General features: G+C 61.0%; 15 protein-coding genes. 1 reads left to right on the plus strand and 14 read right to left on the minus strand.

The genetic code is table 11. From position 1 onward, the window contains the following. Window positions 1-10: 10 nt before the first annotated feature. The 3 genes from KVT38_RS18565 to KVT38_RS18575 form a co-directional block, all read right to left on the minus strand. Entirely contained in the window at window positions 11-1,378 is a 1,368-nt protein-coding gene (locus KVT38_RS18565) for an ABC transporter substrate-binding protein (protein WP_217595241.1), read from the minus strand. A gap of 153 nt (window positions 1,379-1,531) precedes the next feature. Then, window positions 1,532-2,383 carry a carbohydrate ABC transporter permease gene (locus KVT38_RS18570; RefSeq protein ID WP_217595242.1) on the minus strand — a complete coding sequence of 284 codons (852 nt, stop codon included), beginning with the start codon at window positions 2,381-2,383 and terminating at the stop codon, window positions 1,532-1,534. Next, window positions 2,380-3,318, minus strand: coding sequence for a carbohydrate ABC transporter permease (locus KVT38_RS18575; RefSeq protein ID WP_217595243.1), 939 nt, complete (start codon window positions 3,316-3,318; stop codon window positions 2,380-2,382). The genes KVT38_RS18570 and KVT38_RS18575 overlap by 4 nt, the downstream gene beginning before the upstream one ends. 246 nt (window positions 3,319-3,564) lie before the next feature. Between KVT38_RS18575 and KVT38_RS18580 the strand changes: the two genes are divergently transcribed. Continuing rightward, the gene (locus KVT38_RS18580; RefSeq protein ID WP_217595244.1) at window positions 3,565-4,089 is read left to right on the plus strand and encodes a general stress protein; all 525 of its coding nucleotides are present in this window, start codon (window positions 3,565-3,567) and stop codon (window positions 4,087-4,089) included. A 314-nt stretch (window positions 4,090-4,403) separates the two neighbouring features. Here the strand turns inward: KVT38_RS18580 and KVT38_RS18585 are convergent, their stop codons facing one another. The 11 genes from KVT38_RS18585 to KVT38_RS34845 form a co-directional block, all read right to left on the minus strand. After that, complete coding sequence (locus KVT38_RS18585) at window positions 4,404-4,781, minus strand: GNAT family N-acetyltransferase (RefSeq protein WP_217595245.1); 378 nt, start codon at window positions 4,779-4,781, stop codon at window positions 4,404-4,406. Window positions 4,782-4,867: 86 nt separating this feature from the next. Beyond that, window positions 4,868-5,587 carry a PIG-L family deacetylase gene (locus KVT38_RS18590; protein ID WP_217595246.1) on the minus strand — a complete coding sequence of 240 codons (720 nt, stop codon included), beginning with the start codon at window positions 5,585-5,587 and terminating at the stop codon, window positions 4,868-4,870. 171 nt (window positions 5,588-5,758) lie between these two features. Next, entirely contained in the window at window positions 5,759-6,808 is a 1,050-nt protein-coding gene (locus tag KVT38_RS18595) for an LCP family glycopolymer transferase (protein ID WP_217595247.1), read from the minus strand. Continuing rightward, window positions 6,781-8,154: a sugar phosphate nucleotidyltransferase gene (locus KVT38_RS18600; RefSeq protein ID WP_217595248.1), complete on the minus strand. Its 1,374-nt coding sequence runs from the start codon at window positions 8,152-8,154 to the stop codon at window positions 6,781-6,783. The genes KVT38_RS18595 and KVT38_RS18600 overlap by 28 nt, the downstream gene beginning before the upstream one ends. Before the next feature lie 86 nt (window positions 8,155-8,240). Further along, on the minus strand, window positions 8,241-9,149 hold the full coding sequence (gene galU, locus KVT38_RS18605) for a UTP--glucose-1-phosphate uridylyltransferase GalU (protein ID WP_217595249.1): 909 nt from the start codon (window positions 9,147-9,149) through the stop codon (window positions 8,241-8,243). Window positions 9,150-9,265: 116 nt separating this feature from the next. Next, entirely contained in the window at window positions 9,266-10,738 is a 1,473-nt protein-coding gene (locus KVT38_RS18610) for an MOP flippase family protein (protein ID WP_217595250.1), read from the minus strand. Then, window positions 10,735-11,907, minus strand: a complete 1,173-nt coding sequence (locus KVT38_RS18615) for a glycosyltransferase (RefSeq protein ID WP_217595251.1) — start codon at window positions 11,905-11,907, stop codon at window positions 10,735-10,737. Before KVT38_RS18615 ends, KVT38_RS18610 begins: the two co-directional genes overlap by 4 nt. Next, a complete protein-coding gene (locus KVT38_RS18620; RefSeq protein WP_217595252.1) occupies window positions 11,904-13,040 on the minus strand; it encodes a glycosyltransferase family 4 protein in 1,137 nt (378 codons plus the stop codon). Before KVT38_RS18620 ends, KVT38_RS18615 begins: the two co-directional genes overlap by 4 nt. Continuing rightward, entirely contained in the window at window positions 13,037-14,335 is a 1,299-nt protein-coding gene (locus tag KVT38_RS18625) for an O-antigen polymerase (RefSeq protein WP_217595253.1), read from the minus strand. The genes KVT38_RS18620 and KVT38_RS18625 overlap by 4 nt, the downstream gene beginning before the upstream one ends. A gap of 43 nt (window positions 14,336-14,378) precedes the next feature. Further along, entirely contained in the window at window positions 14,379-15,728 is a 1,350-nt protein-coding gene (locus tag KVT38_RS18630) for a UDP-glucose dehydrogenase family protein (RefSeq protein ID WP_217595254.1), read from the minus strand. Window positions 15,729-15,743: 15 nt separating this feature from the next. After that, window positions 15,744-16,062, minus strand: a 319-nt coding sequence (locus KVT38_RS34845; RefSeq protein WP_254639341.1) for a glycosyltransferase, incomplete at its 5' end; no start/stop codon positions are given.

A 16,062-nucleotide genomic window follows, 5' to 3' on the forward strand; every position in this document is an offset into this window, starting at 1 on the left:
TTATAGGCCGTTATTTGTTGGCGTCGACGATCTTTTGAAGCGCTGCGGACGCCTTCGAGACGGTCGTCTCCATATCCTGCTGGCCGAGCACATACTTCTCGGCTTCCTTGACGTACGCATCTTCAAGCTCCGATTGATAAGCCGGCGGCAGATTGAGCGGCGTCGTCGGGCTGTTTTTCATGACGTAGGTCAGCGAATCGGTATCGATCATGTCGGGGCTCTTGAGCTTCGTCTTCAGGCCGGAGATGAACTGATCGACATTCTGTTTTTTCCACGCCGAGTACACGTTGCTCCACTGCTCGCCCTTCGTCGTGTACCAACGAATGAAGTCGTAGGCGGCTTGCTGGTTTTCGGACTTTTTCAGCACGCCCATAAAGTTGCCGTTGGCCGGGCTCACGCCCGACGGCTCGCCTTTGCTGTTGGACGGCATCGGAGCAAACGCGCTCACGAACGTGGCCGGGAATTCGTCCGAGCCTCCTGCCTCGTTGATCATCCAATTGCCCGTGACGATCATCGCGGCCTTTTTGGAAAAGTAGACGGAGCGGTAGGCCAGCTTCTGCGAGATGGTGTCGCTGTACGGGATGGCGCTCTTGTCCACGTTCTCCGTCTGATTGCGAATTTCCAGCGACTTGCGGACCTCGGGGCTGTCCACCTTGAGCACGCCGTTGTTCACCAGGTTGTTGTCCTTGCTCTGGTTCAGCAATCCCAGCTGCATATACATCGGCCAGGAATGGAAGTACGTGCCGTAAATCTTGTTCGCGCCTTCCCCGCTGGTCAACTTTCGCGAGTAGTCGTAAAAATCGTCCCACGTCCAGTCGGTCGGAACCGGGAGACCCGCTTTGTCCAGCATCTCCTTGTTCAACAGCACGAAATAATTCTCGTAGGTGTCCGGCAGCGCGTACACTTTGCCGTTGAGCGAAGGATCGACCGTATACTCGTCCGTCACCTTGATGCCCTCGGCACCTAGCAGATCGTCCAGCGGCGCCAGCAAGTCGAGGCCCACACGCTTGGAGTATTCGGCGGCGCTCGGGAACATGACGACGTCTAGATTGGAGCCGGATGCGATCAGCAGGTCCAGCTTTTTAAGACCTTCCTCTGAGTCGTTATTCTCGACCAGCTCTTCGTACTCGACAGTCACGCTCGGCTTCTCTTTTTTGTATTCGGCGAGCATGCCGTCCATCTGCGCCTTCGGAATCCATGAAGCGAGCTTGATCGTAGCAGGTGCATCCGACGACGCGGACGTGCTCGAAGCGGATCCTGACGCGGACGGCGCGGCGGACGACGCGGCGTTGTCGTTGCTGTTGCTCCCGCAGCCGGCGAGCAGCGAGATCGAGAGCGCGGATGCCATGGCAGCGGTCAGCACCTTTTTGTTTAACATAATAAACCTCCCCGGAAAATGGTCGCACCGCTTGATGACGCACGGTTCGTAACACAATCGTAACATTGGGGTTTTCTCGCCGATAAGATACCAAAATTGACTAAATCGGAAAAAAATTGACCGTTTCTTGTCCAATCAGACAACTTTTTTCTCTCAACCTTTGACGCCGCCGAGGCTGATGCCCTCAATGACCTGCTTCTGTCCGACGATAAAGACGACGAGCAGCGGCACGATCGCCGAAACGGAGGCGGCCATGACGAGCGAGTAAAACTGACCGTTGCGGTCCGCGAACGCGTTCATGCCGAGCTGAATCGTGTACAGCGCCTTGTCGCTCAAGAAAATGAACGGCGTCTGGTAATCGTTCCACGACCAGATGAAGCGCAATATCGCGTAAGTGGCGATCGCTGGCTTGACGAGCGGCAGCAGAATGCGGCCGAATATCGCAAAGTGGCCCGCTCCGTCGATCTGCGCCGACTCGATATATTCATCGGATATGCCGGCAAAAAACTGGCGGAGCAAAAAGGTGCCGAGCACGCTGAACCCGCCGAGCAGCACGAGCCCCGTATGGGTGTCGTAGAGACCGATAGAGCGGTAAATGACGAACAGCGGAACGAGCGTCGCTTCGGCCGGGATCATATAGGTCGCCAGCACGACCAGAAAGAGCGCGTTGCGTCCCGGAAATCGCACCTTGGTGAAACCGTAGGCAGCCATCGCCGACACGACGATGGAAAGCAGCGTTGTCAGTACGGATACTTTGATCGAATTCCAGTAATACAAAGGAAAATTGGCTTTGCCGTTCCATACCTTTTTATAATTCTCGATCGCCTGCCAGTGCTTCGGGATCCACTCGACCGGATAATTGAACACATCGACCTCCGGTTTAAGCGAAGCGGACAGCATCCAGACGAAAGGCAGCAGGAAAACGATGCCGAACAGCACCAACGCCAGCGTGATGAGGAGCCGGGATAAGGGGAGCGATCGACGGCCGGCGGCTTGCGTCTTCATCCTTGATGCACCCACTTTCTCTGGCCGGCCCACTGGAGGAACGTGATCGCCAGAATGATGACGAACAGCACGACCGACATGGCCGATGCGTAGCCCGTTTTCAAATTGACGAAGCCTTGCTGGTAAATATCGTACACGATAACCGACGTAGAATGCGCGGGCCCACCGTCCGTCAGCACCTTGATGATGGCGAACGACTTGAAGTTGGCGATCAGGCCGGTGATCAGCAGGAAAAAGCTTGTCGGCGTCAGCAGCGGAAAGGTGATCCGGAAAAACTTCACGCGCGCGGATGCCCCGTCGATGTCGGCGGCCTCGTACAGGTCGCGCGGAATGTTTTTCATGCCCGCGATATAGATGATGAGCGACACGCCGAGATCGATCCAGATCATGAGCAGCATGACCGAAGGCAGCGCGTAGTGCGGATCGGCCAGCCACTTGGGCGGCTCGTGGACGCCGACGGCGGAGAGGAAGCCGTTGACGGGACCGTACGACGGGTGGAATAGCACCTGCCAGACGACGGCTACGGCGACGATGCTGGAGATCTGCGGCATGAAGAAGATGACCTTGAAAAAGGAAGAGCCGTACGCCCGCTCGGAGATCAGCACCGCGTGCAGCAGCGCGACCGCCATGCCGATCGGCACGGCCAGCAGCATGATCAGATTATGGAGCAGCGACTCGCCGAACTCCGGGTCCCGCAGCAGCCTGGCAAAGTTGCCGAAGCCAGACAGATGCAGCTTGTCGTAGCCCGTCAGGAACGACCAGTCGGTCAAACTGAAGATAAACAGCATGACCAGCGGAATAAGCGTAAACACGACGACGCCAAGCAGCATCGGACCGATAAAAACATAGCCTGCCGCGATCTCGCGCAAACGTCTGGAGCTGCGGGTCGCGGGTGGCTTCGGCGTCCGGGCCTGTCCGGTCTGTGGGGTAGCCATCTGGAGCCAGCCTCCTTGCATGGGCGATTTTCTACAGTATAGAAAACGCTTTAGCCAGCCATAAGGCTTGAATATGACTCATTTCAAATTTTTTTGACCGAGTCGCGTTATCGCTGCTAAAAAGTCCGTTCCCCTGCATGAGAATCGCTTAAATGGGGTATTAGATAGTGAACGAAACCGCTTCAAAGTTGTATAGCAGTAGAGGCGCTGTAAAAGCTGACCATCATCCATTAGGAGGGATTCGTTATGGCACAGGAACGCGGCACCCAGGAACGCAGAATCGTCGGCGTGTTCGATACGGAGCAAGGCGCGGTTAAAGCGATCGAGGATTTGAAGCGTCAGGGCTATACCTCGGACGATATCTCGGTCATCAGCAAAAACCGAGACGACATGGACTATGTCACCGAAGAGACGGGCACCAAGGCGCCTGAAGGCGCGGCGGCAGGCGCGGCGACGGGCGGCGTGGTCGGCGGCTTGACCGGCCTGCTCGCCGGTCTCGGCCTGCTGGTCGTGCCCGGGATCGGGCCGATCCTCGCGGCAGGGCCGATCGCGGCGACTCTCACGGGCCTCGCAGTTGGCGCCGGCACGGGCGGCATCGTCGGCGGCCTCATCGGCCTTGGCATCCCGGAGGACGAAGCGAAGCGCTACGACGAGGATCTGAACGCGGGCCGGATTCTGGTTCTGGTCGATACGGATCCGGATCGCCGTGCGCATATCTACGACACGTTCCGGACGAACAATACGCTGAACTCGGATACGTATATCGTATAAATGAAAGGCTAACGGCGAGCCCTCCTCCGGGTACGGGGGAGGGCTTTCGTATGACTTTGGTCTGTGTGCTTATGGAACTGCCCCGATGGTGCCGGAAGGGAGAAAAGTTACTCTAGAACCTTACGGAACGACCCCATCGGCGCTAGAAGGGCGAAATGTTACGGTCCAAAGGGTGTCGGCGCATCTCCCCGGCTCGCCAAACGCTCCGGGCTCCCGAAAATGCCAAATAGCCCCGCACGATCCTCATCGGATCATGCTGGGCTATTTGCCAAACGGTAATATGCTTGTACCGCGGTCAGTTCAGTGACGCCGGATCAGCGCGACTCCACGCCGTTGCTGCTGTAGGAATCCGAGTAGCGGCTGGCGTCGCCCTCGGCCCATACGTCGGCCAGCGACGGGTCGGTCTGGAATTGCTGAAGCGCGTAGGAGCAGGACGGGATGATCTTGCGTCTCTTCTCTCTCGCGTCCTCAATGACGAAGTCCAGCAGCTGACGCGCCAGGCCGCGTCCGCGATACTCGCCGTCTACCGACGTATGATCGATGATCCAGGTGTCCGCGTCCGCCATCGTGTAAGTAATCTGACCGATTCTTCCTTTGACGCCGCGCAGGATGTAGCCGTTGCCTTCCCGCTCCGCGACGATCTCTTCTTCGGGCCGTACTTCGGGCGTTTCGTTATTGTACAATGCGCTCATGTCCTTGCACCTCCATCGTCATGGTCGTTTCTCAGACTCTCTTTCCCTTACCCCGTTCTGCGGCATTCGAGCGCCCGACCGCCAAGTCAGGGCTTGTGATAATAGGAGACCGGCTTCGCGATCGCCCGGTCGATGCAGCGCTTGACCGAATGGTAGCCGATCGCGAGCTGCCCGCGCGCCGGATCCCAGCGCTTGTACTCCTGCAGGGATGCGACGACCTTGTGCGAGTGATCGCGCGACCGCTCGACGAGCAGCTCGAGCCGCCGCGCCTCGCGCTTCGCGCCTCGCAGATTGTACGGCTCGACGTACAGGCGCAAATCCGCGATCGCCCCCGTCCGCGCCAGCCGTCGTGCGGCCCGTCCCATGTTGGCGTGGTCGGCGTGGTTGCCGCCCAGGTCCGTGAACGCCTTGACCCGCGCATCGGGATAACGCCGCAAATACTCGCGCAGCACATCTTCGCAGCCCTCCACGGTCGTCGACCCGTCCCGCATCTGCCCGTCCGCGAAGTGGATGTGCGTATCGGGGACGCCGAGAGCGAGACACGACCGGCGAAACTCGTCGTTGCGAAGCCGCACCATGTCCGCTTCCTCCAGATAGCCATAACCTTCGGCAGCGGGATCGTAGTAGCGCCTGCCGAGCGCGCTCCGCGTCTCCCCGTTCAGTTGCCACCGCACGCTCGAAGAGCGCCCGTCCGTATACAGAATGACGTGGCACTCGTCGCCGACGTCGAGATGGTTGCGGATGCCCGCGCCGAACGTCAGCGCTTCGTCGTCCTGGTGGGGCACGAAAAACAAATTGATCGCCATCGCCGCATGCCTCCTTCAGATGAGCAGAACAAAAAAGCCCGTCTCGCGCCCGGCCTCCCGGCCGTACGTCGAAGGCGAGCTGCGTACAAAAAGGTCCTCTATAACAAAATCGGGGCGCGCATATCCGGCAGACGCCGGGCGCCGCCCTCGAACGTCCTTCAAAATCAGTCCTCAGACGCCGCCGTCCGTCGCCAGCAGCGCGGCGAGCTTGTCATGCATGCGTGCCCGCTCCTGCTCGCTGACCATATAATAGTAGATGCCGCCGATGCGCTGACCGCCGCCGTTGACCTGGTCCTTGCTGACGATATCGATTTCCTTGCGGTAATTGTTGAACAGCGCCTTCATATCGTCCATCGTCAGATTCGTCTTGGCGTTCGCCCGAATCTGATCGAGGATGTCCGGCAGCTTCGCGACGGTCTTCAGCCGCTTCGCCTTGCCGATCAGCTCGCCGAGCACCGACTGCTGACGCTCGATACGGCCGATATCGCCCTTCGGATCGTCGTAGCGCATGCGGGAATAGAGCAGCGCGTTCTCGCCGTCGAGATCCAGGCGCCCCTGCGGATACGTGACGCCGTCGATCGTGAAGCCGAACGGATTGTCTACCGATACGCCGCCGAGAATGTCGATGATGCGCTCGAAGCCCTCCATGTTGACTTTGACGTAGTAGTCGATGGGCACGTTCATGAAGCGCTCGACCGTGCGGATCGACATGTCGACGCCGCCGAAGGCGTAAGCGTGATTGATCTTGTCCGTCGTGCCCTTGCCGACGATCTCGGTGCGGGTGTCGCGAGGAATGTTGTAAAGAAGAACGGAATGCTTGGCCGGATTGACCCCGACGACCATGATCGTGTCGGACCGGCCAACGTCGCCGCTGCGCTGGTCCACGCCGAGCAGGAGCACGGTAAACGGGTCTTTGGCGTTCAGGTCGACGATGCGGCGCGCCGTATCGGCAGGGTCTTCGTCGCCGCTGGCTGCCAGCTGAACGGCGCCCGTGGCCTCGCCGCCGGCCTCTCCCGCGCCGCCTGCGCTGCCGACCGCAGCCTGCTTGTCGTCGCCCGCAGCAGGGACGGTGCCGATCGGCTGATAAATGTCGCTGATCGTGTCCGTGGCGTCATGGTACAAATACCATGCGTAGCCGCCCGCGCCGAGCACGAGCAGCAGCACCGCCGCGGACGCGATGAGGACAACTCTTTTTACGAGGGGATTCCTCTTGACAGACAATGGAACTCCATCTCCTCCCAGGTACCGTAGAGATCGATCTCGTCGTCTTCCTTCACCGATTCGCCCTGCTGAATCTCGATGAATTCCATATCTGTCGCCGCGCGAAGCGCGTGGTAGGAACCGGCTGGGATTCGGAATACGTCTCCCGGCTTCAGGATATATAGTTCTTCGTTCAGCACCAGTTCTCCTTCACCCGATACGACCGTCATCGTATCCGTCCGCTCCATGTGGCAGTGATAGTTCAGATGCTTGCCGGCCTTGAGGCAAATGCGCTTGGTCAGCACCTCGGAATCCGAGCCTTTGGAGTAATCGAGCACGCGATACCAGCCCCACGTCCGCTCCTCGTACATCGGCCGCTGGTTCGGCACGACCATATCCTTGATGCGCGGGCTCGCGTTCTTTTCGGATACGAGGATGCCGTCCGGACTGACTGCGACGATAGCATTCTGGATGCCGATGATCGTGACCGGGATGTCCAGCTCGTTGACCAGGTGCGTGTTGGCGCTGTCCTCGCTCAGAATGCCGTTGCCGATGACGCTCGCCCCCATGTTGTCCGTGAGCGTGTTCCAGGTGCCGAGGTCCTTCCAGTAGCCGTCGTACGGAATGACGACGATGTCGGATTCCTTCTCGACCACCTCATAGTCGAAGCTGATCTTGGCGAGCTGGCCGTAATTTTTCTGCAGCTCCTCGTACTGGATCGGCACCCCGCGCTCGAGCAGCAGCCCGATCAGGTAGCCGAGCTTGAACGCGAACACGCCGCAGTTCCACAACGCGCCCTCCGCGATGAGCGACTTGGCCTTCTCCTCGGACGGCTTCTCCGTGAACCGCGCCACGCGGCTGTATGCATCGTCCCCGGCGCCTTGCTCCGGCACGATGTAGCCGTACTTGGAGGAAGGCAGCGTCGGCGTGACGCCCATAAGCGCGATCTTCGCGTCCGTGCGGTTCAGCACACCCTCGAGAGCCTGGATTCGCTCGAAGAACCGGTCCTCGACGTACGGGTCGACGGGCAGGATGCACACCGTCTCGTTCAGGTCGACCTGCTTCAGCGAATACAGGTACGCCGCAGCCAGCGCGATCGCCGGGAACGTGTCCCGCCGCTCGGGCTCGACGATGATCGGCACCTGGCCGAGCTGGCTCTGCAAAATGTCGAGCTGCTGCTTGCCGGTCGCGATCACGGTCGATTGGTCGAGGCCGACCGCGCGAATCTGTCCCCATACCCGCTGAACCATCGATTCCATTTCCTTGTTCTCGTTTTCGAGCACCTTGAGGAACTGCTTGCTCCTCGCATCGTTGGACAACGGCCACAGTCTCTTGCCGGAACCTCCGGACAGCAATACTAATTTCATTCTATTTTTTCCCCTCCAGATGTTCTGCATGATGGTTGCCCGCTCTTCCGTTCATCCGATCCATTCTTTCGCTTCGGCCGGCGGGCTTAGCCGATTCTGCGCGTCTCCTGCACATCGCCGGCGCCTTCGGCCGACCCGGTCAGCTCATACAGGTGCTCCCACAAGCCCAGTCCGAGTTCCTCGCGCTTCAGCGCAAAATCGATGTTCGCTTTCAGGAAGCCGAGCTTGCTGCCGACATCGTACAGCTTGCCGTCGTAGCGGTAGCTGTACATGTTCTGGCGCGACGCGAGCTGCTTCATCGCGTCCGTCAGCTGAATCTCGCCGCCCACGCCGGGCTGCTGATGCTCAAGAATATCCATGATCGCCGGGTCCAGAATGTAGCGGCCGATCATCGCCAGGTTGGACGGCGGATTGAGCTTCGGCTTTTCGACCAGATTGGTAATCCGGTTCAGCCGCTTGTTGATCATGTCGCCCTGAATGACGCCGTAGCTGGACACGCTCTCCCACGGCACTTCTTCTACAGCTATAATACTGCCGGCCCGCTCGTCATAGACGTCGATCATCTGCTTCAGGCACGGCACCTCGCTCTCGATGATCATGTCGCCGAGCAGCACCGCGAACGGCTCGCCGGCTACGAACTTGCGGGCGCACCAGATGGCATGTCCAAGCCCGAGCGGCTCCTTCTGCCGGACGCAGTGAATCTCGACGAGATTCGTGACGCCCCGTACGATTTCGAGCAGCTCGTTTTTTTGCTTGCATTCGAGATCCGCCTCAAGCTCGTGATTTTTGTCGAAGTGATCTTCGATCGCGCGCTTGCTGCGGCCGGTGACGATGATAATATCCTCGATGCCCGAGCAGATCGCTTCTTCTACGATGTATTGGATCGTCGGCTTGTCGACGATCGGGAGCATTTCTTTGGGCATCGCCTTCGTGGCAGGGAGGAATCTCGTGCCGAGGCCGGCTGCGGGGATGATCGCTTTTTTGACTCTAGTCATTCGTGTAGTACCCTCCTATCTGATGTGAAAGATGCGGCGGCGCAAGTCTAAGGACAGGTCGACGGGGATAAGCGGGGACAACGGCTCTAGGATGTCAAGGGGCGGCCGCGCGGGCCTCACCCCGGCTTCACGGACTTATGTCTCCTATATACCTTATCGCGTACCGCGTGAATCAGATTGCGGTTGAAATAGAATATGACGGCGAAGTAGAGCAGCGCACCGCAAATGACCTGCAGGATAAAGCCCGTATTGAGCTCGAACAGCTCCTGAGATAGCCAATCGAAGGCCAATACGCCGATCACCATGACCAATCCGCACAGCAATCCGGGCGCGATGCCGCGCAGCAGCGTGGCCAGGCAAGGCCCCAGCACGCGCCGTACGGCGTAGCTGTACTGGATGCAGAAAATGATGATCTGCACGACGACGAACGCGTAGCACAGACCGATCATGCCTCCCACGTAAGCGCCGATGGCCAGCCCCGGCACCTGCACGGCGATGCACAGCAGCGTGTAGCGGAAGTACATGTCCATCCGCCCCTTGGACTGCAAGAGCGGCAGAACGGTGACGACGAGCGAGCGGATGAGGAACATGACGCACAAAATCTGGATGAGCGGCACGCTGGGCAGCCACTTCTCGCTGAACGCGAACGTGACGAGCATCGGCGCCGTGACGAGCAGGCCCAGATAGATTGGCGCGTTCAGGTAGCTGACCCCTTCGGCGATCTTGATGTAGCCCTTGCGCAGCTGCACGAGATCGTCCTGAATCTTGGCGAAAATCGGCAGCGTCACCGAATTGATGAGCGGCGTCAGCTTCTGCACCGGCATGATGCACAGCTGGTAGGCCCACGAATAGTAGCCGAGCGTCTGCGCGCCGTACATGCGGCCCAGAATCAGATAGTCCAGATTCGAGATAAAAGATTGGAGCAGATTCGAGGACATCTGGTAGACGCCGAAGCTGAGATAACCCTTCAGGTCGGCGCGCGAGAAATGAAGCGCAGGCGTCCATCTGCGCCAGCCCATGATCATGAGGGCAGCGGAGCGGACAAACGCGTTGCCCAGATAGGAGCCGACCAGCGCATAAACGCCGTAGCCGTAGTAGGCGCCCGCGACCGCGATGAGGAAGCCCGCGACGTAGGCGGCGATCTGAATCTTCGAGATCGCGTTGAACTTCAGCTCCTTGCGCGACAGCACCTCGAACTGCTGGCCGAAGGCCGGAATCAAGCAGAGCAGCGACATCCATCGGACCGGATTTACGAGCTCGGGTTCGTGATAAAAGGCGGCTACGAGCGGCGCCGACAGGAAAATCGCCAGACTGATGACGAAGCTCGTCGCCAGGTTCAATATGTAGAGACTCGAGAGATGGTCCCTGGTGACGTCCTGCCGGTGAATGATCGCGTTGGAGATGCCCATGTCGGTCAGGTTGACGGCCGCCGCGACGATGACCATAACCATCCCCATCAGACCGTAATCCTTCGGCGTCAGCAAATGGGAGACGGCCAGGAGCTGCAGCACCTGGACGATGATGGAAACGATAGTCGCGAGCGTGGACCATTTGGCCGCGGCGATCCCTTTTTTCTTCAGCGAGCTCATGATTGACGGGTCACTTCCTTGGATGAGGCTGTCCGCCGAAGGCCCTCGGCGAATTCAAGCAGCGTCTTGGCTTTGGCGTCCCAGGCGTGGCGTTCGGCCAGCGCGCGGATGCGCTCGCGGCCGTGCTTCGCGGCGATCGCCTCGCCGACCTGGCCGGGGAACTCGTCCGCGTGCCGGTAAAAGTACAGGAACGGCTCCTCGCGCCGCAGCAGCTCGGGCGTCTCGGTCACGACGACCGGCAGCCCGGCGGCCGCGTACTCGTACAGCTTCATCGGGCTGCGCCCTTTGTTGGCCGCATGGCCGCTGAGCGGCAGCAGCGCGACGTCGGCGTGGTGAAGGTACTTCGGCACGTCTTTGTATTTCTTCGGGCCGAGCAGGTGTACGTTGGGCAGGCCCGCAAAGACAGCAGCCGTCGCGTCGTCGTAAGGCCCGATGACGACGAGGCTCAGATCGGGCCGGGCGTCGGCCAGCTTGCGCAGCGCGCCGAGGTCGAGCCGCTCGTCGAGCGCGCCGACGTAGACCGCCCGGGGGCCGGGGATCGACCGCAGCTCCTCGGGCTCCTCGCCGCCCCGCGAGAAGTGCGCGTACTCGACGCCGTTCTCGAGCAGCAGGCTCGGCAGCGCCGGATTGTACGGCCGCAGCTCCTCGAGCACCGGCTCCGACGTGGAGACGAGGCCGTGCGCGCGGGCCATGATGGCGGCTTCGGCGGCGGCGATCGACCGGTCGCCCGTCATCTGGGCGTACAGATCGGTCGGCCTGTACACGGTGACGGCGGGCTTCACGACCGCGTCGAGCCCGGCGAACCGCGGCTGGTCGATGAGCAGCAGGTCCACGCTGTCCATGCCCTGCTCGCGGAGCAGCCGCTTCATGCGCGGCAGCGTCCAGTTGATGCCCGTGCGGGTGTAGATCGGTCCGGCGAGCTCCCACGGCAGCAGCGACATCGGCACGCTGTTCGCCGCCTGGTCCGGCTCCGCCTCCGGGCGTCCTCTGTAGATCTTGAGCCGCGCGCGTATATCCCGGTCCTTGTACTTGAGCAGGTGCATGGGACTCAGCGGCGTGCTCATATGGAGGACGCGGTGGCCGAGCCGCTTCATCTCGCGGGCGAGATGGTGGGAGCCGACGACGAACGGTCCGCCCATGTACGTGTGGCTCGCGAACAGGATGTTCACCGGCTCCACCCCCTCTCGCGCTCCGGCGTATACGCCGGCTCGGCCGCGGCGAGATGCGGACGAATCGCGTCCAGCGTCTCGCGCGCGCACTTGTCCCAGGAGAAGGCGCCGGCCCGCGCGAGTCCCCGCTCGCGCAGCTGCGTCCGCAGCCTGTCGTCCTCCATGATGCGCTTGATCTTGGCCGCGATGTCCGCCGGCTCGCGCGGATTGCAGTAGAGCACGGCGTCCCGGCAGACTTCGGGAATCGAGGCCGCGTCGGAAGCGACGACCGGACAGCCGCAGGCCATCGCCTCCAGCGCCGGAAAGCCGAAGCCCTCGTAAAACGACGGGAAGACAAAGCAGGAAGCCCGGTCGTACAGGGCTCTCAGCTCTTCGTCCGTCACGTAGCCGTGCTGCTTCACCTCGCCGCCGATCCGGCCGCCGGCCGGCTTGAAGATCTTGCTGCTGCCGCCGGCAATGACGATGTCGAAGCCGACGTCGCCCATCAGCTCGATCGCCTTCGCGACGGACGCGAAGTTTTTGTTCGGGCTCATGCTGCTCACCGCCAGCACGTAGGGCCGCGCCAGGCCGTGACGCTCGAACACCGTCTCGTCGGCCTTGATCCGAAGAATATGCTCCCGGCCGTGGTAGATCGTCTTGATCTTGCGTTCGGGGACGCCGAAGTGCTCGGTCAGCTGCCCGCTGGAGAACTTCGAGCAGGTGAGGACGCCCTTCGCGTTCATGCCGAGCGCGCGCTGCAGCACCTTGTACCAGGCGCGGAAGGCAAAGGAGTACGTGCCCGGCGCGGCATATACCGCCGCGTCGTGCATCGTGACCGCCTGGCGGCGCTTGAGCATCGGCCCGGTATTGCACAGGCTGAGCAGAAAGCCGTCCGCGCACAGCGCCGGCAGGCTGAGCTGCTCCCAGGCATGGCCGCCGCCGCGCCCCGCCTGTTGGACCGGGATATGGCGCAGTCCGATGTCCCGAAGATCCCCCTTGGGGGCCAGTACGACGAATTCGCAGCCTTGGACCGCGGCATCGCGCTCTCCGATCATCGCGTCGAGTGCGCGAAGCACCTCGATCGCGTACCGCTGCACGCCCGTGACGGGATGCGTCAGGAATCGGCCGTTGATATAGATTTTCTGAAGCTTCATGCCCGATTCACCCCCGAGAGCCGCCAGCTCTTGATTTTGCGCTTGTTATAATGAAGGACCAGCGTGAACAGGAACAGCACGACCCAGCACGGGAAAAACCGGCCGCTTGTGAAGTACAGGTAACGCGGAAACTCCAGGATGCCGACGATCCAGATCGGGTACAGCAGCATGCCAAACGTGTGATTGTTGCGGAAGTGCGTGTACAGCAGGCCGCTGATGTAGCCGAGCAGCGCCATGTAGATCAGCGCCCCGCCGAAGCCGTAATCGTGGTAGGGCAGCATGAGCCCGGACGGATTGTTGAACTCCGGATTGCCCATCGTATCGAGTATGTTGTTGAGCAGGTTCATCGGACGTACGCCGTACACTTCGGCATACGCTTCGCCGCCCGGCGGGATTTTCCACAGCCACTCCCAGGTATAGTAAGGGAACGGAATGGACGGGAACCCCAGCTCTCTTATGTACAAAGTGCCGGTATTTAGAGCGGTGACGTAGTAGCCGAAAAAGCGGGTGACGACGAACTCCCAGAACGAAGGATAAATGTGGACGTAGTAACTCAGCCAGGAACGGAAGTACTCGCTGAGGCCAAAAAAGCCGATGACGAACACGATGCCGATGAGCGGATACAGCTTCACGAAGGGCACCCGCTTGCCCTGCTTCAGCCGCATCGAGATCCAGATGATGACCGCCGGCACCAGAATCTCCATCAAGGCGAGCCGCTCGGAGAAAAAGATCGAGCGCATGAGCGTCAGCAGGAAGACGACCGCCATCGCGGGCAGAAACGTCTTTTCCCCCTTCAGGCACTGGTAGTAGGTCGCCAGGATGGTGAAGGCGATGCCGAAGTTCGTGAACGAGGTGACGCCCGTGATCTTGTCGAAGTTCTGCTTGATCGAGTAGATGGCGCCCGGCTCTCCCTTGAGGACGGACAAGAACAGCGACACCGTGAAGCCGCTCCTGACCATGATCAGGAAGTAGACCGCGTAGCCGAACAGCGTCATAGCGAACAGCGCGTAGACGACGAACTTGATGAAGTTGTCGCGCTTCAGCACCGCATCGGGCAGCACCGCGGCCGGCTTCACCCCCCTGTTCAGCACCATCGACAGCAAGCCGCCCAGGACGAACGCAACCGCCGGATAGACGGCGAGCCAGATGTTGCCGCTGTCGATGAACTTCTCAACGCGGTAGAACATCAGGTAGTTCTGCGCCGGGATCGTATAGGCGCCTGCGATGACGACCCCCATCACGATGGCGAACAGGATGGTCGGATTCATCCACCAGACCGAAGCATTCTTTCTCATCTCACGGGCACTCCCTCGTCTTGATTGCGCCTTGGCGGCGCGTTCACCTGCCATAAAAAGCGACCGGCTCGACCTCGAACTGCGACAAGCTGCCGACATGCGGCCGTCCGACCGAATAGTAGCGGAGATCGGCCTCGTTCACCTGCTCGCTCGTGTACACGTTGCGGCCGTCGATCAGAATGTTCTGACGCATCACCGCTTGCACCTCGGGCAGCGACAACGATTTGAATTCCGGCCAGTCGGTCAGCAGGCACAGCGCGTCGCAGTCCCGCGCAGCCTCGATCGGATCGTCGCGCCAGGCCACCTCGTCCGCCTGCCCGAAGATCGCCTTGAAGTTGGCCGTCGCCACCGGGTCGTAGGCTTGCACCTCCGCGCCCTCCGCCAGCAGTGCGCCGATGATGTCGAGCGCCGGCGACTCGCGCACGTCGTCGGTATCCGGCTTGAACGCGAGCCCCCACACGCCGATCCGCTTGCCGCCGAGCTCGCCGAGCGAGCGCCGCAGCTTCGTCATCACGTTGAAGCGCTGGCCCTGGTTCACCTCGACGACCGACTTCAGCAGCTTGAACTCGTAGTCTACGTTGCCTGCGATCTGGATGAGCGCGTTCGTGTCCTTCGGGAAGCAGGAGCCGCCGTAGCCGATGCCCGCCTGGAGGAACGACGGGCCGATCCGCCGGTCGTGGCCCATCCCCTTCGCGACGTCCGTGACGTCTGCGCCGACCTTCTCGCAGATGTTGGCGATCTCGTTGATGAAGGAGATCTTGGTCGCGAGGAAGGCGTTGGACGCGTACTTGATCATCTCCGCGCTGCGCACGTCGGTCACCATGATCCGGTCGGTCAGCGGTCGGTGCAGCTCGGCGATCTTCTCCGCCGCTTCGGCACTGTCGGTGCCGATGATGATGCGGTCCGGATGCAGCGTGTCCGCGATGGCCGAGCCCTCCCGCAGAAATTCGGGAATCGAGACGACGTCGAACGGATGCGGCGTCAGCTTCGCGACGATGTCCCGGATGCGGTCGTTCGTGCCGACCGGCACCGTACTCTTCGTCGCGATGATCTTGTAGCCGTTCATCGCGAGGGCGATCTCCTGAGCGGCCTGCTCGATGAACGCAAGGTTCGCTTCCCCATTCGGCAGCGGCGGCGTGCCGACGCAGAGGAAGATCGCCTCGGCGCTCTCGATCGCAGGCAGAAGCTCGCCGGTGAAGCGCAGGCGTCCGAGCTCGCGGTTTTTGGCGATCAGCTCCTGAAGGCCCGGCTCGGAGATCGGCACCTCGCCGCGGTTCAGCCGCTCGATCTTGCCGAGATCCTTGTCGAGACAAGTGACGTCGTTGCCGATCTCCGAGAAGCAGACGCCGGACACGAGCCCGACATAGCCTGTACCGATAAAAGTCAGTTTCATCGTAGTCTTATCCCCCTATAGAACGGCCTGGACGCTTCCCGCCTGGCGCGTATTTTGATGCAGCTTGTTGTCGACGTGCTGCTGCAGCTTCTTGCGGAACGCCTCCGGCGAGAAGCGTACCGCGTTCTTGCGGCAGTTCGCCGACTGGATCGCGCCGCCCTCGTTCTCGAACCGGCTCACGGCCGCCATCACCTGCGCCGGCGTCTGTTCTTCGAAGAAGACGCCCGTCGGCTGCGTGACGCCGAGGCCGCGGACGGTCTCAAGAGAGCCGCCCCGGCCGTACGCGGTGGCCGGCGTGCCGCAAGCCTGCGCCTCGACCGGCGGAATGCCGTAG

Source organism: Cohnella sp. GbtcB17 (assembly GCF_019091135.1).
In the GTDB taxonomy this organism is placed as follows: Bacteria; Bacillota; Bacilli; order Paenibacillales; family Paenibacillaceae; genus Cohnella.